This window comes from Lentilactobacillus dabitei (genome assembly GCF_019061365.1).
Classification (GTDB): domain Bacteria; phylum Bacillota; class Bacilli; order Lactobacillales; family Lactobacillaceae; genus Lentilactobacillus; species Lentilactobacillus dabitei.
Window position 1 is genome coordinate 17,869 of sequence record NZ_JAHPPD010000016.1, and the last position, 19,654, is coordinate 37,522.

The 19,654-nt window shown below is 44.0% G+C and carries 19 protein-coding genes and 1 pseudogene; 3 read left to right on the top strand and 17 right to left on the bottom strand.

What is annotated here, in order from left to right; translation table 11 throughout:
- Window positions 1-201 precede the first annotated feature (201 nt).
- On the top strand, window positions 202-405 hold the full coding sequence (locus KTE19_RS04020; protein ID WP_217162762.1) for a hypothetical protein: 204 nt from the start codon (window positions 202-204) through the stop codon (window positions 403-405).
- A 174-nt stretch (window positions 406-579) separates the two neighbouring features.
- Here the strand turns inward: KTE19_RS04020 and KTE19_RS04025 are convergent, their stop codons facing one another.
- Window positions 580-1,221, bottom strand: a complete 642-nt coding sequence (locus KTE19_RS04025; RefSeq protein WP_217341675.1) for a DNA alkylation repair protein — start codon at window positions 1,219-1,221, stop codon at window positions 580-582.
- Between the two features lie 70 nt (window positions 1,222-1,291).
- Here KTE19_RS04025 and KTE19_RS04030 point away from each other — a divergent pair, with 70 nt between their 5' ends.
- On the top strand, window positions 1,292-1,822 hold the full coding sequence (locus tag KTE19_RS04030; protein ID WP_217341676.1) for a GNAT family N-acetyltransferase: 531 nt from the start codon (window positions 1,292-1,294) through the stop codon (window positions 1,820-1,822).
- Here the strand turns inward: KTE19_RS04030 and KTE19_RS04035 are convergent, their stop codons facing one another.
- The 13 genes from KTE19_RS04035 to KTE19_RS04090 form a co-directional block, all read right to left on the bottom strand.
- Window positions 1,823-2,479, bottom strand: coding sequence for a YoaK family protein (locus KTE19_RS04035; RefSeq protein ID WP_249778431.1), 657 nt, complete (start codon window positions 2,477-2,479; stop codon window positions 1,823-1,825). It lies immediately after the preceding gene.
- A 156-nt stretch (window positions 2,480-2,635) separates the two neighbouring features.
- Entirely contained in the window at window positions 2,636-3,493 is an 858-nt protein-coding gene (locus KTE19_RS04040; RefSeq protein WP_217162752.1) for a metallophosphoesterase family protein, read from the bottom strand.
- Window positions 3,494-3,499: 6 nt separating this feature from the next.
- Entirely contained in the window at window positions 3,500-4,621 is a 1,122-nt protein-coding gene (locus KTE19_RS04045) for an ABC transporter ATP-binding protein (RefSeq protein ID WP_217341677.1), read from the bottom strand.
- Between the two features lie 10 nt (window positions 4,622-4,631).
- Window positions 4,632-5,453, bottom strand: coding sequence for a carbohydrate ABC transporter permease (locus tag KTE19_RS04050; protein WP_217162748.1), 822 nt, complete (start codon window positions 5,451-5,453; stop codon window positions 4,632-4,634).
- Entirely contained in the window at window positions 5,443-6,387 is a 945-nt protein-coding gene (locus KTE19_RS04055) for a carbohydrate ABC transporter permease (protein ID WP_217341678.1), read from the bottom strand. Before KTE19_RS04055 ends, KTE19_RS04050 begins: the two co-directional genes overlap by 11 nt.
- Window positions 6,374-6,871, bottom strand: a complete 498-nt coding sequence (locus tag KTE19_RS13900; RefSeq protein ID WP_249778576.1) for an extracellular solute-binding protein — start codon at window positions 6,869-6,871, stop codon at window positions 6,374-6,376. Before KTE19_RS13900 ends, KTE19_RS04055 begins: the two co-directional genes overlap by 14 nt.
- A gap of 38 nt (window positions 6,872-6,909) precedes the next feature.
- Window positions 6,910-7,656 (bottom strand): ABC transporter substrate-binding protein, encoded by a 747-nt coding sequence (locus KTE19_RS13905; RefSeq protein ID WP_249778577.1) that lies wholly within the window; start codon window positions 7,654-7,656, stop codon window positions 6,910-6,912.
- Window positions 7,657-8,389: 733 nt separating this feature from the next.
- Entirely contained in the window at window positions 8,390-9,697 is a 1,308-nt protein-coding gene (locus KTE19_RS04065) for a D-alanyl-D-alanine carboxypeptidase family protein (RefSeq protein WP_249778429.1), read from the bottom strand.
- Between the two features lie 177 nt (window positions 9,698-9,874).
- Window positions 9,875-10,615 carry a glycosyltransferase family 2 protein gene (locus KTE19_RS04070; protein WP_217341679.1) on the bottom strand — a complete coding sequence of 247 codons (741 nt, stop codon included), beginning with the start codon at window positions 10,613-10,615 and terminating at the stop codon, window positions 9,875-9,877.
- Window positions 10,616-10,934: 319 nt separating this feature from the next.
- On the bottom strand, window positions 10,935-11,663 hold the full coding sequence (locus KTE19_RS04075; RefSeq protein ID WP_054748588.1) for an L-ribulose-5-phosphate 4-epimerase: 729 nt from the start codon (window positions 11,661-11,663) through the stop codon (window positions 10,935-10,937).
- Between the two features lie 177 nt (window positions 11,664-11,840).
- Complete coding sequence (locus KTE19_RS04080) at window positions 11,841-13,448, bottom strand: xylulokinase (protein ID WP_217341680.1); 1,608 nt, start codon at window positions 13,446-13,448, stop codon at window positions 11,841-11,843.
- A gap of 112 nt (window positions 13,449-13,560) precedes the next feature.
- The gene (locus KTE19_RS04085; RefSeq protein WP_217162740.1) at window positions 13,561-14,232 is read right to left on the bottom strand and encodes a Crp/Fnr family transcriptional regulator; all 672 of its coding nucleotides are present in this window, start codon (window positions 14,230-14,232) and stop codon (window positions 13,561-13,563) included.
- 2 nt (window positions 14,233-14,234) lie between these two features.
- Entirely contained in the window at window positions 14,235-14,879 is a 645-nt protein-coding gene (locus KTE19_RS04090; protein WP_217162738.1) for a hypothetical protein, read from the bottom strand.
- Window positions 14,880-15,371: 492 nt separating this feature from the next.
- Here KTE19_RS04090 and KTE19_RS04095 point away from each other — a divergent pair, with 492 nt between their 5' ends.
- Window positions 15,372-15,986 (top strand): LysM peptidoglycan-binding domain-containing protein, encoded by a 615-nt coding sequence (locus KTE19_RS04095; protein WP_217162737.1) that lies wholly within the window; start codon window positions 15,372-15,374, stop codon window positions 15,984-15,986.
- Between the two features lie 480 nt (window positions 15,987-16,466).
- On the opposite strand, the gene KTE19_RS04100 is transcribed toward KTE19_RS04095, so the two are convergent.
- The 3 genes and pseudogenes from KTE19_RS04100 to KTE19_RS04110 form a co-directional block, all read right to left on the bottom strand.
- Window positions 16,467-17,105, bottom strand: a complete 639-nt coding sequence (locus tag KTE19_RS04100) for a TetR/AcrR family transcriptional regulator (protein WP_217162735.1) — start codon at window positions 17,103-17,105, stop codon at window positions 16,467-16,469.
- A 116-nt stretch (window positions 17,106-17,221) separates the two neighbouring features.
- Complete coding sequence (locus tag KTE19_RS04105) at window positions 17,222-18,826, bottom strand: ABC transporter permease (protein WP_217341681.1); 1,605 nt, start codon at window positions 18,824-18,826, stop codon at window positions 17,222-17,224.
- 1 nt (window position 18,827) lies between these two features.
- Window positions 18,828-19,574, bottom strand: a pseudogene (locus KTE19_RS04110) (ATP-binding cassette domain-containing protein); the annotation flags it as partial.
- Between the last annotated feature and the right edge of the window lie 80 nt (window positions 19,575-19,654).

Here is a 19,654-nt window from a genome sequence, read left to right on the forward strand (position 1 = left end):
TATTCTAACTAAGGTTAAAGTTATTGCAACATAAAATTGGCTAATTACTTACCCGCAAACTGCTGTCTTTAACCAGCAGATGCGTTACAATGTAAGTGTAAAGAAAGCGCAAACAATTTGCGTTCATGGGTTCCAAATAATCACCATATTACCGCGAAATGCTTGCGATCTTAACAATTAATAGTACGGGGGAGCGATCTTATGGATGAGAACTTGAAAATCACGTTAATTGGTTTCTTGACACTTGTAGTGGGAACGATTTTTGCATCAATCGTGGCAAGTTTTGGCTTCACAAACATATTACCTGGCCTGTTGTCATTCCTCATCGCAGCTATTATTGTGGTTGCCGGCTTTGAGTTGGGTGACCGCCGTCATGGCAATAAGCGAATGACGCCAAGGCATTAATAACCAGTTTTGACAGCCGGTATCACTCTTAAAGGAACCAATGGATGAACGCGTTTTGTTTATTCGTTGGTCTTTTTGCATCCTATTAGATCAAACCCTTTGCAGTAGTCCTATCCCTATCAGGAAGTGCTGCTGACTTTGGCTATGACGCCTTAGCGTTCTTTCAATCCTCACTCATTTTTTGTTGATAATCTTCGACCCTTCTTTAACCGCCAATTGAGACAAGGAATGGCTTTCAATAAACGCCTTCACCCACGCCGGATTATACTTACTGTAATTTCGTAATGCCCAACCAATCGCCTTTTGGATAAAAAACTCATCAGTATTGCTATCATATTCGATCGCTTGAGTGAGCAACCGGGGGTCTAACGTCTCCTTCTCCAACAGTTGGAGCAAAATTCCCACTCGCCGCATCCAGAAATTATCATGAGCATAAAATAAGTAAAAAACGGCATCCTTCTCGGCTGGATGTTTCACCACATATGTCCCGAATATTTTCCGCCAGGCATCCACGGTATCCCACCAGGATTTGAGTTGAATATAAGCGGTCAATTTTTTCAAATCGGTGAATTCCAATCGATTAACATTGGCATAAGCCAGATCAATTGCAACGTACTGATATTCACGTTCCTCTAGCTGGTACAGACGATCAATCTCCGCAAACAATTCAGTTAACGCTAATTGTTTTGATTGGCGAATAAGTTCTTTCGATTGGGCCTTGCGCTCTGGTGTCTTTACTCCCAAAAACGGGAACTGATTGCGCATGTATTTTTCCATAAAGGGTTTATTTTCTTCGTTGCCAACTAATTTGAACATCTAAATTCCTCCGTCATCTTCAAAAAGATTAGGCTATACTTATTCTAACAGCTAAATTGGAGGCCAAACGATGTTTATCAACCAAATCAACGATAAGATTGCATTCAAATTACCAGAAAAGACTAACGCAGCCGAGCTCCTTGCTTTAATCGACGAAGATCGCCATGAATTGGGCAAATGGCTGCCCTGGGCAAAAACGACTCTCTCACCAAATGACGAAATCAATTTTCTGCAGTATGGGATTGAAAAAATGGCAAAGGGTGATTTCTGGTTTGCGATCATCCTATTCAACGGGGAACCAGCTGGGATGATTGATCTCCACGAATTTGCTCACGAGCACTCTCGCTGCCAAATGGGCTACTGGTTAGCCCGCCGCTTTCAGGGACAGGGGATCATGCACCTCGCCGTGTCAGCGTTGACGACCATTGCCTTTAACGACCTGAATATCAACCGTTTGGAAATTCTAGCAGACGTGGAAAATCAAAAAAGCCGCAACGTCGCTGAACGCTGCGGATTTCATCAAGATGCTATTTTGAAGCAATATGCTTTTTATAATGGGCAATTCAGGGACATGGTCCTCTATTCCAAGTTGAACTCGTGATTATTTTCCAAATACGATCGCCAGCAGCAAAATCACCGCTGCAAGGAGAATCGTTTGGCCATGAAAGTACTGAACCAAGTAACCATTTAATAACGCACCAACAAAGAACGAGCCGATGATGGTTGAAATGTCACCGGCTTTTTTGAGTGCCCGCTTGTCGTCTTGAGCAAAGAAATCAAGGACACTCTCAGCCAAAGTACGGACGTTTCCGGTCATCATAAGTGACGTAAACGGCCCATTTTTCAGTGTTCGAAACTCTTGAAGTTGAGAGGCGGCAGCCAGTGCCAGCATCCCAGTCGTTACGAGTTCGGACACCCGATCGGCAATAATGCTGACGACGATAAATAGCAAAATTTCAAATGCCAACGTAATCACCCGCCGTCTGACAATCCGTTCAACCGGATAGTGATACTGAACGGTTCTGATGATTGCAACGCCGACCATGAACATGAGCAGTGACACGACTGCCTGTAAGATATCCCCGTATTCTCCGCGGCCGATTCGCAGCCCGGTCAGAATTAAGTTACCCGTTTGCAATCCGGCAAAAACGCCACCGTCCTCAAGATAAGTATAGGAATCAAGTGCCCCAGCGGCCATCGCTAATAAGGCACCACTTAATAACCGTTCGTATGCCCCAATTTGTTGTTCTTCTTCCATCGTCATCCCCCCGTGAGCGTGACAAAACGCTTAACACAACCGGAGATCCCAATTTTGACACTAAGTTGTGGTGATGTTCCGGTTGTTGGTTTATGTAACTATCAACACCCAAACATCATAGACGATAAAAGAGGCGATTACCACCAAAAAGGCTTTCTAACTCAACACCCGATTAATTTCATTCATGATCAATGCCTGATCCACGAAGCCCGTGTTTGGAATCTTGAATCGGTTAATGGTTGTTGACCCCAATCGTAACGGTCGCTGTTCAACGCCGATGCCTTGCTCATCCAAATGAATCACATTGTAGGCAGTCGCATCGGTCACAAAGTGTTCGTGAGCATTGGAACAGTTGATATGATAAGCGGTTGAATCCGCAACGACATTTAGAATATCCCCAATCTGGTAAGTATTCGCAAAATGAACATGGCCGGAAAAAATGGCTTGGACATTGCTGCCATGAATCACGTTCATCAAGTCATCGCCATTCTGCAGAATGCTGTAGGCCATGTTTTTTAATGGCGCTCCCGGCAACGGATGGTGCATGAAAATCAATGCTGGTTTAGCGGACCTTGCCAACTTATCCTGAAGCCAATCCAGTTGCGCCTGGTCAATATAGCCCTGTTCTAAATCCCCGCATTTAGTATCAAGAAAGTAAAAATCCCATTCGGCGCCAACAATCTTATAGTAATAACGGCTTCGATACGGCCGCTTTAAATAACCATCGTAAAATGGCCGAGTTCGGTCATGATTCCCCAAAATCACTTTAATTGGGGCCATCAGTCGTTCCTGTTGCTGAGCCAAAATGTGCCTTAAATGATGATAATCGGCTGCTTTGCCTTCATGAATCAGGTCGCCGGTGATCACAATCAAGTCGGGATCCACGTTAGTCGTATAAATGTCGTCAAAAACGTCCTGCAGTTTATCAGCCGGATCAATCTGCTGATGATTGGCAGGCTGGCCGCCTTCCGGGGTTAAATGCGTATCGGTAATTTGAACAATTTTATAGACCATTTTTGATCACTCCAATTCATATTTTGAATTCTGATTGGCTTCAATCCGTTCGTGGTTCTGGGCATCAAATAATAACAGTTCCTTGCGGGATAATTTAGCGTAAACCGTCTGGTCAACCCCGGCATCCCAGCTGGTCACGACCGACTTGATTTCCAAGCGGTCAAACACTTTGAGGGTTAGTTGCTTATAACGACCGTAGTCAACAACGGATTCAACTTCAGCGGGAAAATCAGCCCCTGTTGGATCTTCCGACAGGCTCACGTTTTCAGGCCGAATTCCGACTAAGTAATCGGTGTCTTCTTGCAAATCAGTCGTCTGATAAGGAGCCAGGTTGGCCACAACGGCGCCGCTTATATCTAACAATTGGTGATTAAAGTAGGTCACCTTGAACACATTAATCTGGGGTGTGCCCACGAACTGAGCCACAAATAAATTGGCCGGATTATGGTACAGATTTTCGGGCGTATCAATCATCTGAATCTTGCCATCGTTAATGACGGCGATCCGATCCCCCAGTGCCATTGCTTCCTGCTGGTCATGGGTCACGTAAATAATGGTTTGCCCATTTTGCTCGTGGAGTTTCTGAATTTCGTCACGGGCCTTTTCTCGCAGCTGGACATCAATGTTTGATAATGGCTCATCTAATAGAAAGATTCGGCTCTTTTTCGCCATCCCTCTCCCCAAAGCAACCCGTTGTTTTTGACCACCAGACAATTGGCTTGGGTAGCGATCCTTGTAATTTGTTAAATTCAGTGAAGCCAGAATCGAAGACAATCGTTGCTGGCGGATTTGCTTAGGAACCTTGTGAACGCGCAACGCATACTCCAAATTTTGGTAAACCGTCATGTTCGGGTAGAGTGCATAATCTTGAAACACCATTGCAATACTGCGTTGTAGGCTGGTCATCTTAGTGGCATCTTGCCCGGCAATCAACAGCTTGCCACCCGTGGGCGCTTCGAGACCGGCGATGATCCGTAAGGTGGTTGATTTCCCACAACCTGACGGTCCCAACAATACTAAGAACTCCCCGGGGACCACCGACAGATCCATTTTATCAATCACATTTGTTTTCTTGTTGTAACTTTTCGACATGTCATCTAACTCAATTGGGAAACCAGTATTTTCCATTAAATCATCCTCACTTTAGTCCTGAGCTGCTAATGCTATTCAAAATATACTTCTGGAAAACCATGTAGATCAGCAGTGGCGGCACAATCATAATGACGGCCAGTGCCATCGCCAATGGGAAGTTAGTCCCACCTTCGCTTGAAATATAGTTTTGTAAAGCCAGTGGCAGCGTGAAACTGCTTTTATCTTTCAATACCAATGTTGGCCAAACGTATTCGTTCCAACTATTGATAAAAAAGATTGCCCCTACACTGATGATACTGGGCTTTAGTAACGGAATAATGATGTTCATAAAAATTCGCCGGCTGGGGATTCCGTCAACTTTAGCTGATTCAGTGAGACTGCTGGGAATTTTTTCCATCGCTTTGATAAACAACATAATCCCAGTTGCATCACACATTTGGGGCAGCGCCACCCCGATCACGTTATTAAGCAAGTTCATTTTCGCGATTAACAAATAGTTTGGAATCATCACCGTTGTGAACGGCACAAAAATGGTCGCCACAAAGATAAAGTAAATGAGTCGTTTACCTTTAAAATGAAAGTTCTGGAATGCATAAGCTGCCAATAATCCAGTTCCGACTTTTCCAAGCGTGACAATCATTGCCATCAAGAAAGTGTTGGCAACCATCCGCAGCAGGTTGATCTGCTTGTTCAGCGTTAAATAATTGCCCAACGTTGGCTGGGATGGGATCAGCTGCAAAATTGAATGGTACGATTCCTGCAGGGTCTTAAATGAGTTGGAAATCATGAACACCACTGGCAGCATAATCGCCAAAATAATGAGGATCAGTAGAATGTGCCAACCCCAGTTCCGTTTTTCAGTCAGCATCTCGTTTCCTCCCCTCAACGAATTTGATTTCAATGAATAATAGAATCAAGAAGATCACAAAGGTCACGGTTGCCAATGCGGACGCGTTCCCGGTTTTGTAAAGGACAAACGCATTGAGGTACGTGTGATACAGCAAGTTAGACGACCCATAGTAGGGGCCACCTTGCGTGATGACGTTGATTGGCGTAAAGACATACTGCAACCCTTGAACGATTGTCAAAATGAAGACATAGATTGCCACGCCTTTATTCAGTGGCAGCACAATGTTCCAAATGACCCGCAACTTGGGAATCCCATCCAAAGCGGCGGCATCAAGAATGTTGCGCGGGACGGCTCCTAAACCGGTGAGCAGTAAAATGAAATTATAACCAAACACTTTCCAATTGGTAATCAGACAAATCACGACAATTGCCATGGCACCGGAATTGGTCCATTGAGGCACTTTCATGCCAAAATCCCTGAGGAAGAGTGCCAGTGGGCCAGAAACGGGATTCAAAATCCATGAGAACAACATCGCGCCAACCACTAACGAGAACAAGCTGGGAATGAAGAACAGGATTTTGTAAGGCCCCTTCATTTTGCCAATGAAGAAATTGACAATTAGCGAAATGAAATATGGAATGATAAAGTTTAAAATCACCAATAGGACAATGTAGACGAGCGTATTTAAAATCACTTTCTGGTTCGTTGGGTCGGTGAAGACATTGACGTAATTTGCCAAGCCGACAAACTGCTTAGTTGGGGCAATCAGGTTCCAATTAAAGAAGCTCAGGTAAAATGTATAGCCAATTGGAACGATCATGAACACCAGTAATAACAGTGCCGATGGTAGTAGGTATAGAAATGGCAAAAGCCGTCCTCGCGGCTTGCGGGAAACCCGCGGGCCAGAACGACTGTTAACAGCCTTTTCAATTTGTGAATTATTGTTGAGCATTAATCTTCTCCTGTGCAGCCTTGAGTGTCTGGGCAACATTGCTGCCGGTTAAAATCTTGTCCCGGGCATCAATCATGTCCTGTTCAGCATCTAACCCATTTTTAGGGAATGATGTCCAAGGAACGGCGTTGGTCAATTCTTGGGTAGCTGGTTTAATCATTGGGTTGGCAGCCAAGTACTTCTTAAATTGAGCTGAATCTAAGGCAGTCTTTGTTGGTGGCAAGTATCCAGTTCCCTTGTCCCAAGTTAACAGTGAATCATTTTTATAGAGCCACTTTTCAAAGGTCCAAGCCGCTTTTTGCTTGGCACTGTCCTGAGAAGTGAGGGCTAACATTGACCCACCAACTGGAACCGTCAGCTTATTGCCCTTAAAGGTTGGGGCAATTTGTGAGGAAGCCTTGAAGCTGACACTTTGTTTAATGTGTGAGGCTTGAGCAACGGTTGTGAACGCCATGGCCACTTTGCCATTGGTGAAATCGTCCATCCCTTGTGCCCAAGGCGTATGAATCGCGGCTTTATCCTTTAAAACCATGTCCTGTATAGTTGATAAGCTTTGACACCCTGAGCACTGGCAAACGCTGCTTTACCGGCCGAATTTTTAATTTGCGCACCATTGCTTAACATCATTGCTTGTTGCGCCCAGGTATCAGCGGGTTCTTGAATATAGACGCCATAGTTGCCGCTCTTTTGCTTGATGGTCTTGGCAGCTGCTTGGACGCCTTCCCAAGTACTCAAGCTGCTCTTTTTAATCCCATATTTAGCAAGCATACTGTCATTGGTAAACAGAATTGGCGTACTCAATGAGTATGGCAACCCGACTAACTTACCTTTGGCGTTTTTAGCGAAGGATAACGACTGGGTCGAAAAGTTATTCGTAATGGCACTCTTGCTCTTGTCAAATTTTTGAGCTGCGTCAGTTGGCGTCATGTACTTGAAATTGTCAGAGAAGTAGTTCGTGAATGCCCAACCAACCTGAACGATATCCGGCACTTTTCCAGATGCCTGAGCGGATTGTAAATTCTGCATCAATCCTTGATACATATTTGGATTGTATTTAGCAGTTACCTTGATGTGCTTGTGGGTCTTGTTAAACTCTTTAACGAGCTTATTAACAGATGTCCCACCCTGTGTTTCAGCGTTAACGTGCCAATATGTAATGTGCGTTGTTTTGGTTGCCGCAGACTTGGAACACCCCGCAAACAATAACGCAACCCCGACAATTGACAAAAGACCGATTACTCGTTTTAAACCGTGACTAATAGTCATCATGAAACCCTCCTAAAATAAGTGAGCGGAGTAAAGCGGTTAGAAACCGGAGCGTAAGTCGCTGCTGAGAGGAATTCCTGGTTTTGGAATTTTTCTCAGTGGTGCTTACGTGCAGGTTTCTGCTTTACGCAGCTGTCTAAAAGTAAGTGAGCGGAGTAAAGCGGTTAACAATCGGAATGTAAGTCGCCTTGGGGAGAAATTCCCGGTCTTGGAATTTTTCGCTAAGGTGCTTACATGCAGATTGTTGCTTTACGCAGCTGTCCTAAAATAAGTGAGCAGATCCAAGCGTTTAGGGATCGGAGGGTAAGTCGCCTGGAACGAAAATTCCGGGTTTGGGAATTTTTGTTCGAGGTGCTTACATGCAGATCCCTGCTTGGAGCAGCTGTCCTATTTACGATGTACTTATAGATTAACAAGGTGATGTAAATTGAAGGCAAAAATTATGTTTCAAAAGTGTAAAAAGTCATGACATTTTGGTGGGTGTTGGATACCCCAGTTGGTTATGAACCCTGTATTGTGTCCCTTACACACAATTTCATTTTAAAAAAGCCAAAGAAAAACGGGTAACCATTCGGATTGGAATAGTTACCCGTTTTGTTTGGACCTGCCTAGCTTAAGTTGGTTCGACGCTCATAATCTTTTGATAATCAGCAGAAACTTCATTCAGTAATCTTTAAGACCGGTAGCTCCTGTGATCGGATCAGGCATCCCAATTGGCCCCTATGATCCGATCCAACTACCGAGCCATAAACTTAGCAAAATTCACCATCAGCTTATAAATCCCCGTAAAAATACCAATCAACATATTGCCAATCGAGCTTAACAGTGAGTGGTGATGCGTCTTTTTTGCTTGTTTTGCCTGCTGATTTGGTTTAATCGTCGCTTCAGCAATCATTGGCACCTTTGCCACCCCACGACTATTAGAAAGTCCCACCTCCGCATAGCCAACAGAGTCGCCTTTGGTCACTTGCCCGGTCTTTTGGGTCAAACGATACTTAACTGATTGGGGCTTTTGGTTGGCATTCTGGCGCCAAATGGCGGTTTGTGATTCTTGTGGCGTTGCCGTTAGCAATTGATTGCCGATCTTAAATTGATGGGCTTTCACGTTCACACTCACCTTTTGATACTTTTTATCAATCTGTTGAATCAATCGATCCATCGACGTGAATACCGAATTACTATCGATAATGGTGGCAATCAAATGACGGCCATTGTGCCAAAAAGTAACCGTGAGACAGAGACCGGCATTAATTGTATAGCCGGTCTTCAACCCATCAACGTGATTCGCTTTTCGGTAATAAACTTTGTTCTTCAACAAGCTGTTGGAGTTAACTAACCATTGTTTACCAACCTTCATCGTCGACTGACTACTCCACTTGGTAATCGTCGGGAATTCGGCGAGCACTTTAGCCGCCACTTGAGAAATGGCAGAAGCGCTGACCATGTTTTGGGCTTTGCTGGTCGTATGAGGTACCTGATAATGATATTTCTTCAAATCGGTGTTATCGAGGCCAGAGCTGCTAACAAAGGTTGCCTCAATTCCCCATTTTTGAGCTTGCTGGTTCATCATGTAAATAAATTGGGTGTTATTGCCACCACCCACTAATTTTCCGAGGGCAATCGCGGCAGAATTCGAAGAAGCGATCAGGGCGGCTTTGTATAAATCCTTAACGGTAAATTCGCCAGAGCGCTTAATTCTAAATCCCCCTAAAGTGGGATCCTTACTCATTTTGATTAATTCTTCGTCAACGGGTACTTTCTGATCCCATTTGATCTTATGCGCATCAATCGCTTTCTTGGTCAAATAGAGGGTCATTAATTTTGACAAACTGGCGATCGGCCGCTTGGCATCGGCGTTTTTCTGATACAGCACTTGACCGGTCTTGGCATCCATGACATAAGCTTCCTTAGCCTGAAATGCCGGCAATTTTTTCGCACGGGCTGAAGGTGTCGCAGTCGTTGAGAAAGCAATGATGGCAGCCATCACTATAACGACAATTTGTAAAAATGGGCTTTGTTTAACTTTCGAGGTGGCTTTCCGCAAACCAGGTACCTCCTAAATTTCTAAATTACAGATGGCACTATCCTAACTTAAATTTTAAGATTTGGAAAATCAAATTGAGAATCTTTAAATAAAATTTACCCAGAAAAGCCAAATGTGGTATTTAATAGCGCCAGCATTTTCTCGCAAGCTAACGACGATCCTGTTCCGCTCACTTTTTTAAGGTTGCAGATGACGGCTCATTTCATCGATATGCTGCCGAACCACCTGTTCCTTTCGCCTCATCCCCATTGTCGCAGAGTGGATAATGCTGTTACCCCGACTCACTTTGGTGTATAACGGCGCTGCATAATAGACGAACCGATGAGAGGCGGCAATGTAATCCGCCGTAAACAGGAGATCTTCAGCCAGCTCTAAGGTTTCATCGAACCGAATCTGATGGTCACGAATCACCGAAAGCCTAAACCCTTTATTCCAAGTATATCCACCAATTTCGGCGCCGCGATAATTAATTGAATCAAATGCTTCTTGCTTTGAAACGGATTGGAATTTGGCATCGGCAGACAACCTGCCACCGCCACGCCATCCCCAGGCGTACCCAACTGCGGCCATATCAACAGCCTTATCTGCCAATCCGGCAACAATGACTTCAAGATAATTTGAAGCCAGTAGATCATCGCCGTCAACAAACACAATAATTTCCCCATTGGCATGATCAATCGCATAATTGCGAGCCTTCGAGACCCCTTCATGCTCATCATAATAATAAGGATGAATTCGCTCATCCTGCTTGGCAAGCTCAGAAATTGCGGTCGCAGTGTCATCGGTTGACGCATCATCAACTAAAATAATTTCAAAATTCTGATAGGTCTGATTAAAAATACTCTGCATCGTTTTCTTTAAATAAGATCCCAAATTGTAAGCTGGAATCGAAATGGTGACTAACGGAGAATTTGTCATGGTAACCGCCTCCACTTATTTTTGGTCAGTGTAAGCGGTTGGGAAGGAATGTGCAAGGATTTGAGCGTCATCGCATATGGCGAATATTCGAAGCACGCAGTTGCCTCAATCGGAGAGTCTGGCATTTGCAATTTAAATTGACGAAATGTGCTCTCGCGGACCTAACCCTACTACATAAAAAAGAGCCCCAACGATAAACAAAGAACGTTCATCATTGGAGCTCATATCTTATTCTCCGGATCAACCCGGACTTAGTAGAAAGCGTGCCTCAGGGAACTGGCCCTTATATTACCGCGCCAAAAACGTTCCTTTCAGCACTCTATTCGTGTTCTGCGTGACTCTTAGATTTGGCATTATTTTGACCATAGTAAGCATTCTTACCATGCTTACGATAGTAATGCTTATCCAACAGATATTGTGGCACATGGGTTTCGTCACGAGTTAATTGTAATGTGTGATAGCTAATTTCAGCTGAAACTTCAAGTACCTTAGCGTTATAAACCGCTTTGTCGGCAGTTGGGCCCCATGCAAATGGACCATGTTGGCTAACTAGAACTGCAGGAACAGCATCTGGGTCAATTCCGCGGCGTTCAAATTCGTCAACGATCACTTTACCGGTGTTCAACTCATAGGCTTCTTCGATTTGTTTTTTCGTCAAAGCTGGGGCACAAGGAACATCACCGTAGAATGTGTCGGCATGAGTCGTGCTAGTAGCTGGGATATCCATCTTAGCTGCGGCAAATGAAACAGCCCAAGGTGAATGAGTATGAACAATACCACCAATGGTTGGGAAATGATTATAGAGATAAGTATGAGTTGGTGTATCGCTTGAAGGATTCAAGTCACCTTCAACAACCTTACCATCCAAATCAACAACGACCATATCTGAAGGCTTCATATCTTCGTAAGGAACCCCTGATGGCTTGATAACGAATAAGCCTTTGTCACGGTCAATTGCTGAAACATTTCCCCAAGTGAAGGTTACCAAGTCCAACTTAGGAAGTTTCATGTTTGCTTCATATACTTCTTGTTTAAGATCTTCTAGCATTTTGTTTATCACCTTTCGTGTTTGTGGTTTTAAGATTGTGGTTGTTCTTGGTTATATGGAGTAGGACAGCTCCGCAAAGCAATAACCTGCACATAAGCACCACAACCAAAAATCCAAGCCCAGGATTTCTGGTTGCGGAGACTTATGTTCCGGTTATTAACCGCTTTGCTTCGCTCACTACTTCATTTTCATCGACTTAACCGCTTGCTCCTCAACCGGAAGGGCTGCCTTGTAGTTGTCGATGAACTTGTCATAACCTTGGACACTGGCTGGTTCTGGGTACAACGTTGCTTTGGTTGAATCTTTGAAGACACGGTTCTCCAAGTAGTCTTCCAATGCTTCGCCGTCTTTACGGTTAACACAGTAGAGTGCCAAGACTGCCATTCCCCAAGGACCACCCTCACCGGCATTTTCCATTACAGAAATTGGGGTGTTCAGGGCATCCGCCAGAACTTGTTGGGCAACAACCGGCGTCTTGAAAATACCACCTTGGGCAACCAGTACACTGGTCTTGATATGTTCTTCGCGAAGCAAGATATCCATCCCAATCTTTAATGGGGCAAAGGCTGAATAAATTTGTTGCTTGATGAAGTTAGCGAGGTTCAACTTGCTGTCTGGCTTACGGACAAATAATGGTCGGCCTTCTGGCATCCGGGTGATGTTTTCACCTGAAAGGTAAGCAAAGTTAACCAAGCCACCGGCATCTTGATCACCCTTAACTGATTCGGCGAACAAAGTCCCGTACAAATCATCAGGCTTGAGTTGCAATCCAAGTGCTTTGGCAAATTCACCAAACAAGCCTACCCAAGCGTTGATATCGGATGAACTGTTGTTGGTGTGAACCATGGCAACTGGTGCACCATCTGGGGTTGTCACCATATCAATATCACGATGAACAGCCTTCATAGGCCGATCCAAGACAACCATTGAGAATGCAGAAGTTCCGGCTGAAATATTTCCAGTCCGCTTCTTAACACTGTTGGTTGAAACCATCCCAGTACCAGCATCCCCTTCAGGAGGCGCAATCAATGAACCGCCTTGGAGTTCACCACTCTGGTCAAGCAATTTGGCACCGGCATCCGTCAGCTCACCGACTTTTTGACCAGCCGGGAGGACCTTAGGCAAAATGTCGGTAATCTTCCATGGGTATTTCTGAACTTCAGGAAGAGCACTGAACTTATCCAGCATCTCTTGATTGTAGCTAACCGTCTGTTCGTCAATTGGAAACATTCCAGAGGCATCCCCAACACCAAGTGCCCTCTCACCGGACAACTTCCAAGTAACGTAACCAGCAAGTGTTGTAAAGAAATCAACGTTCTTAACATGGTCTTCGTTATTCAAAATTGCTTGGTATAAATGAGCAATACTCCAACGTTCTGGAATATTGAAATCAAACAACTTGGTCAAAGCTTCCGCAGCCTGGCCGGTAATGTTATTCCGCCAAGTTCTAAAGGGTACTAACAACTCGTCATTCTTATCAAATGCCATATAACCGTGCATCATGGCACTGACACCGATTGACCCGATCTTCTGAAGATCGCAACCATACTTATCATGAACTTCCAATGCCAAAGTTGCATAACTGGTTTGGATACCATCCCAAATCTTGTCTATTGGATAAGTCCAAATGCCGTTATCCAATTCGTTTTCCCAAAGGTAATCGCCAGAAGCAATTGTTTGGAAATCATCTGTCACCAGGACGGCCTTGATTCTTGTAGAACCTAATTCGAGACCCAGCGAAATGTTTCCGCTTACAATTTCGTCTCGCACACGACTTTCATCCATTATATAATCCTCCAGAGTAACTCCATTAATATTTTCATTTACCCTCTAATTGTAAAATATTCGTACGTATAAATCAATTGTTTTCGAAATTTATAGAATAAATTGGCCACAATTAAACCAGATCAGTCAGGGCATCCTCATCCAAAATCGTCACGGTAGACCCTGATGATTCAATGATTTCGTCAGTCGTCAGCTGTTTAAAAATTCGACTGATTGTTTCTGGCGTGGTCCCCAAATAAGTTGCAATATCCTTTTTCTTGAGTGGTAATTTGAATATTTTATCTCCGAGAGCGGCGCTGGTTTCCAACAAATATTTGGCCAGCTTGCCAGTGGTATCCGTTGTTGAGGCCAAGGTCTTTTCTTCTTGGAGTTCACTGATCTGCTTGCTCATAATCGCCAGCAACTTAACGGCTAACTGAGAACTGGTTTTTAACAAGTCCTGAAACGCCCCTTGATCAATTTGGCAAATATTTGAATCCACCAGCGCCGTGGCCGTAACATTCCTTTGATTCCCGTTGAATAGTGCGGATTCTCCATCAAAGTCCCCTGGCTGCATTACTTTCAATAACTGTTCTTTGCCGTTGGCCGCAACTTGGGAGATCTTGATTTGGCCAGCTTCCAGAATTAGAAAGTGGCCAACCGAATCGCCTGCCATATAAATGATTGTTCCCTTGGCATATTCGTGCTGAACGATCAACTTGGCAACTTCCACTTTTTGAGCTTGTGGCAGTGATCGAAACAACGGGACTAAATTGACACATTCAAGTGCGTGCTGTAAATCCATTTTTATAACTCCTTTAATTCATTGAGCCATTGCTGAGTTGCGCTATCCGGCGCGGTGGTCGTATCAAAGCCAATGGGTTCAAATACAGCTTTAACCTTCTGCCAATCAATCGCCTGATCGGAACTCAAATTTGCAACCAGGGAATCGAGCTGAGCAGGCCTCATCAGTTTAATTAATTGCGGGTTACCCGTTGAAAGCAGTGTATTAGCTGCCAGCTGGCGCAGAATAATTTGTTCCACATCAGCTGTAGAAGCCAGATCTATCAAGCTAATTCGCTCTTTTAACGGTACCGCCGGAATTTCACGTTCCAAGAAGTGATTGAAGGATTCCCAATTTTTTAAAACCTGCCGATAAAATTGATATGGCACCCGAATTCCAATTTGGCTGAAGGTTTTGGTAACCAGCGTTGCCATTGGCCAAGTCGGTCCAGCCCCAGCAACACCTAATAATTCAATCAAGAAACGCTGCATCGTTTCTTTATCCGAATGACGATATTTTTTCTTGAGAGTCAAGTCATAACGGACCAATACAAAATTCTGAAATTGTTCCGGCCCAATCACGCGACCAGGTTGGTGATGCAGCCGTCGTCTAATCTGTTTGATTTGTTTTAATTTGCTTGATTTAGCGAATCTACCTTGTTTTACCATTTTTTATCTCCCTGTTTACTACTCCCATTATTGCGGAAACGGCTCATTAAATCAAAGCATCACCTTTTCTGATTATTTTTTGCTAGCAAGCGTGAAAGCTGGCAATCACCACCTTAGCCCTTCCAACAACAGCGTTTTGGCTGTTCATCCCCATTTCCAATTCATTTACATCATATTTACATAAATTTAATGGGAACCATTACTTTTAAATTTAACGTGTTTGTAACAAGTCGGCTAAATACTTGATTTATCATAGGAATTCATTGTCACATAATTGTCTTATTTCGACCGGCTGTTGACGGTTATCGATGATCTGATATTATATACGGCGTGATTGCTTCTGGTTCATCTACCTCAATGATCAATCACCTTCCAAGTTACCGTTTAACATCTACCATGTGTTCCGGAACACACTTTCATTTTCACTTAGTAACCATGGAAGAACAACATTTCAAGTATTCGATCCAATTCTAGTTATAGATAATCTAAAAGGTGGTCATTATTATCAAAAAGAGTTTACTTACATTATCAGTTATCACTGGTTTCTTAGGTCTTAGTGGCGTTGTCGCAAATGCCGACAGCTATACCGTTAAGTCCGGAGATACCGTTGCCAACATTGCTGATAAATTTAACGACACTGTTAATGGAATTGCAAAACGCAACAACCTTTCTGATGCTGATTTAATCATGGTAGGCCAAAAGCTCAAAGTTAGCAACAATGATAAAGCTTCAAAGACCAACATGAAGACTTCAACTGCTATTCACAATGAACATAAGGATGCAATCGTAGCTGATACAGCTTCAAATTCCAATAACAATTCAGATACTTCAACTGACGCAACCAGCAGCGCAACAATCACCCCGGCTGCATTCCAATCACAAGGGGTTGTTTACCAAAATGGTAAGAAATGGACCTATTACACCGGTGCAGCATTCGCCGATGGTACCACTAATCACGGTGGTTATGATGCAGACGGCTACTTAATTGTAGCAGCTCCTGCAGACGTTCCATTTGGCACTCACGTTCAAACGCCACTTGGTGAAGGCGTTGTCCATGATCGTGGAACAGCGATTGTCGGTAATCATTATGACTTGGTAATGCCATAGAGACTGGGGCAATAGGCGTTTTGATCCCAGAATTTAACGAAATGACCAATTATTCCTGATTTTGGAATAGTTGGTCATTTTTGTTAAATTCTGGGATCAGCCGTTTGGCGCAGCTTTTATCTTGGTAGCTATGGCGATCTAGGTGAATGATCATCGATTGAAAATTGATATGTGTTCTGCCCTCGTTGTTTATGCAGGAAGGGGCAGGGTCGTCAGAGCACGTTTCCACTATATAAGGGAAGACATGGTTTCTCCCGGTATTAAAACATCTAACAATCTCCTATTCTTCATAGATAAAACGCGCTCACCAAAACTGACGCTATAAGAACCAGCAAATCATCTTTTTTAAGTTCTCCACTACCATGCCAAAATGCGCTCTGATGACCCTGACCCCTACCACGTAAGACAAAGCCGCCAACAATGAACAAAATTCGTTCATTATTGGCGGCTTTGTCTTACGTTCCGGGGTCAAACCGGGTCTTATCGCGCTCTAATCCCATTTTCCAATATATCCATATATACCTTCACCCGATCGATCACCTCACCCATATCTTCCATCTTGGTGATTTCTGGATGCTTTTCAAAATACGTTTGGGCCATTTGAGACATTGATCCAATAAACATTTTCAGATAGTCACGAACATCAGCTTCATTCAACTCTGGTCGAATATCCAGTTGACTAATAGTTGAAGTCAGGATTGTGTTCATTAAATCCGTTTCAAGCTTTTGAAACATCCCGAATACTTTTTCTCGCATGGGCTTGGGGACGAAGGAATCATTGGAATACACCCGCAGTAGCAATTCAAATTCAAACGGAAACTTGTGAGATAACTCCGTTTTATATTTGGTCGCCCGAATGATCATACTGACCAAATCCTGCGAATCTGTCCAGACTGATAAATCAACGACCGCCATAATTGTGTCTATCGCCTGTTTGACGGCTGCGTAATACAAATGTTGCTTATTATCAAAATATCTAAACACGGACCCTTTTGACACATCGGCCACTTCAGCGATCTTATCCGTGCTGGCGCGATAACCCCGCTTGCCAAATTCTTGCACCGCCGCTGTTAAAATTGCCTGCTCTTTTTGAGGATCACGTGGTAATCGTTTCGCCATGAATTGACCTTCTTTTTTACTCAATTGTTTAAGAATCACTAAGCCAAATTAAATTTCATTAAATCGATTCCAGGCTGCCTAGATTAATTGTCGATCCAATTGCTCCAAGCAAGTCACTACGCAAGGTCTCGCTTACGATACCCGACAAAGCCGATCACGATCAATACCAACGCAACGACTAACAGCCACCACACCGGTTCTGCGTTGATTTCATGGATCGGAACTTTATCGAACCAATAAAACGGCGAAATCTTCATTGCCCAATTTGGTAAATCGATCAGGCGGCCAAAGTAGGAAATGACAAACGAACCGCCTAACAGAATCCAAACAACTGACCGCAGTTTTGGCAGAATGCCGATGAAGCAGACCAGTGTACTCATGAATAGAATCAATACAGGCAGCATTGCCACAAATATTCTATTATAATACCTGATTGGCAGCGAATGCGCCAAGGTTGAATTGCCCACCACCATTGTCGTCATCAGGGTGACATACAAAATTACTACTGCCAGGATCACCCCATACAGCACATATGTCGCTAATAGATAGTAGCGACTATGCGGGGTAGTATTAACGAGCTGCAGGTAGCCACGCCGTTCCTCGGTGTACAAGTGATTAATAACCATTGCTCCACCGATAACCGCCAGGACCGTGAAAATAATCCCAAGAATGCCGACAAACGACAACACTTGGTTTTTCTCCAATGCTTGAACGCCATTGCTGCCAAGAACTTCTTTAATGACTGGCGAATCGTTCACCAACTTGCCAATACTGTTAAATACTGAGCCGTAACTGGCACCCAGAACCGCCATACCAATGATCCAAAATAAACTAATCGACCGTTGGTTCCAGAATAGTAAGGTTGCCGGACCCCGCAGGAAACGACTCTGCCGCTTGCCGCCACGGACTTGAATGATGCCGGCATCGATATCCCGATTAACGTTCAGTGCAACCGCAATTCCAAATGCCACGCTTCCTAAAATTAAGAACAATGCAACGGGGAGCCAATTATTCTTGATATAAATATCCGTTTTTTCGATCCAGCCGAAGGGGGACCACCAAGTGTTATCGGGATTGGAAACATCCGTCATCATCCGGACCAGATAGGTGAGGCCAAAAAACGCATAATTATAAATTAAAACGTTGTGACTGTCGGCAACCAGTTGGGAAAAGATCAACGAGATCATGCCGAAAGTCCAGCCAACTGCCGCTAAAGAAACCGCAAACAGCCAGTTACCGTTACTATCGCTACCTGGCATGTTCGCAAAGGTCATCCCAATTCCCGTGATGATTGCAAAACAGCCATCCGCGATTAATAGCTCTAAAGCCGCAGCGCTCAATGGGGCCAAACGCCCCACTGGATGTCCACCAAGGACCATTTCGGTAAGACCGGATTCCTCTTGAGCTCGGCTCGCGCCAACTGCCACTGAATAGTTAAAGATCACCATGAAGATCGCCCAAAAGACGGCCATTTCGGTCGCAAAGATAACGGCCGTACTGATCGAAGCGTGCGCTAACGGCCCAAATAGTGCCTTCATTGCAGGTGATCGTAATGTTTGAGCAATGGTATTCAATTGTTGCTGATTGCCGTATATGCCTTCAAACTTTGCGGCAACCGCAACGAATAACCCAGCTAACACCAGCAGCCAGACCAGCAATTTAATCCAATCACGTTTGAAGTTTGCTTTCAACAATGCAAAAGTCTGTGTGTACTGTGTCATTTTACTCACCTACTTTTTGATCATTATCAGAGTGGTAATAGCGTAAGAACAAATCCTCCAGTGTTGGTGGGGTTGTCTTCAGTTGCAAAATTTTATTGGCCGAAAGACTCGCCATCACGTTGCCTATTTGATCAGAATCAACGCTAAATTCTGCGATGGTTTTCTGATCATTTTTAAAGTCCAGTTGGTACACCCCTGCCATCTTTTGCAACCCAACCAACGGCGCCACTGTTGTGACCGCCACCGAGTTTCGGGTCAGGTGCTGCATTGATTCCAGTGAGCCGGTCTCAATCACGCTGCCTTCGCGAATAATCGAAATCGTATCGCACATTTTTTCGACTTCAGACAGGATGTGACTGGAAAGCAGGACACTCTTGCCAGCCGCCTTAAGTTGGGCAACCTTTTGTTGGAAAATCAGTTCATTGAGCGGATCAAGCCCAGAAGTTGGTTCATCAAATACATACAATGACACGTCAGTTGAGAAAGCCGCAATTAAGGCCACCTTTTGCCGGTTACCTTTCGAATAAGTTCGATTCTTCTTACTGGTATCAAGCTTAAACTCTTTGATCAAGTCATCAGTCCGCTCAGTGTGGGTCTGTCCCGACATATGAAGCAACAGATCAATTGTTTGACCACCAGTCAAGTTCGACCAGAGATAGACATCCCCAGGAACATACGCTAAATCCTTATGAATTGTGACTGATTCTTTCCAGGCATCTTTACCAAAGACTTTGGCTGAGCCGCCAGAGAAGCTGTCCAAGATCTATGATTTTTGATATACTTCTATGTAAAAAGCGAGTTTAAGCTATGAAAAATTATCCCAGCAAT

Bases quoted from the DNA above. Each gene is read 5' to 3' on its own strand.
- KTE19_RS04020 (WP_217162762.1), top strand. From the start codon at position 202: ATGGATGAGAACTTGAAAATCACGTTAATTGGTTTCTTGACACTTGTA.
- KTE19_RS04040 (WP_217162752.1), bottom strand. From the start codon at position 3,493: ATGGTCTATAAAATTGTTCAAATTACCGATACGCATTTAACCCCGGAA.
- KTE19_RS04100 (WP_217162735.1), bottom strand. From the start codon at position 17,105: ATGGCGAAACGATTACCACGTGATCCTCAAAAAGAGCAGGCAATTTTA.
- KTE19_RS04085 (WP_217162740.1), bottom strand. From the start codon at position 14,232: ATGGATTTACAGCACGCACTTGAATGTGTCAATTTAGTCCCGTTGTTT.
- KTE19_RS04105 (WP_217341681.1), bottom strand. From the start codon at position 18,826: ATGACACAGTACACACAGACTTTTGCATTGTTGAAAGCAAACTTCAAA.
- KTE19_RS04050 (WP_217162748.1), bottom strand. From the start codon at position 5,453: ATGCTGACTGAAAAACGGAACTGGGGTTGGCACATTCTACTGATCCTC.
- KTE19_RS04035 (WP_249778431.1), bottom strand. From the start codon at position 2,479: ATGGAAGAAGAACAACAAATTGGGGCATACGAACGGTTATTAAGTGGT.
- KTE19_RS04075 (WP_054748588.1), bottom strand. From the start codon at position 11,663: ATGCTAGAAGATCTTAAACAAGAAGTATATGAAGCAAACATGAAACTT.
- KTE19_RS04055 (WP_217341678.1), bottom strand. From the start codon at position 6,387: ATGCTCAACAATAATTCACAAATTGAAAAGGCTGTTAACAGTCGTTCT.
- KTE19_RS04025 (WP_217341675.1), bottom strand. From the start codon at position 1,221: ATGTTCAAATTAGTTGGCAACGAAGAAAATAAACCCTTTATGGAAAAA.
- KTE19_RS04080 (WP_217341680.1), bottom strand. From the start codon at position 13,448: ATGGATGAAAGTCGTGTGCGAGACGAAATTGTAAGCGGAAACATTTCG.
- KTE19_RS04030 (WP_217341676.1), top strand. From the start codon at position 1,292: ATGTTTATCAACCAAATCAACGATAAGATTGCATTCAAATTACCAGAA.
- KTE19_RS04070 (WP_217341679.1), bottom strand. From the start codon at position 10,615: ATGACAAATTCTCCGTTAGTCACCATTTCGATTCCAGCTTACAATTTG.
- KTE19_RS13900 (WP_249778576.1), bottom strand. From the start codon at position 6,871: ATGGACGATTTCACCAATGGCAAAGTGGCCATGGCGTTCACAACCGTT.
- KTE19_RS04090 (WP_217162738.1), bottom strand. From the start codon at position 14,879: ATGGTAAAACAAGGTAGATTCGCTAAATCAAGCAAATTAAAACAAATC.
- KTE19_RS13905 (WP_249778577.1), bottom strand. From the start codon at position 7,656: ATGATGACTATTAGTCACGGTTTAAAACGAGTAATCGGTCTTTTGTCA.
- KTE19_RS04045 (WP_217341677.1), bottom strand. From the start codon at position 4,621: ATGGAAAATACTGGTTTCCCAATTGAGTTAGATGACATGTCGAAAAGT.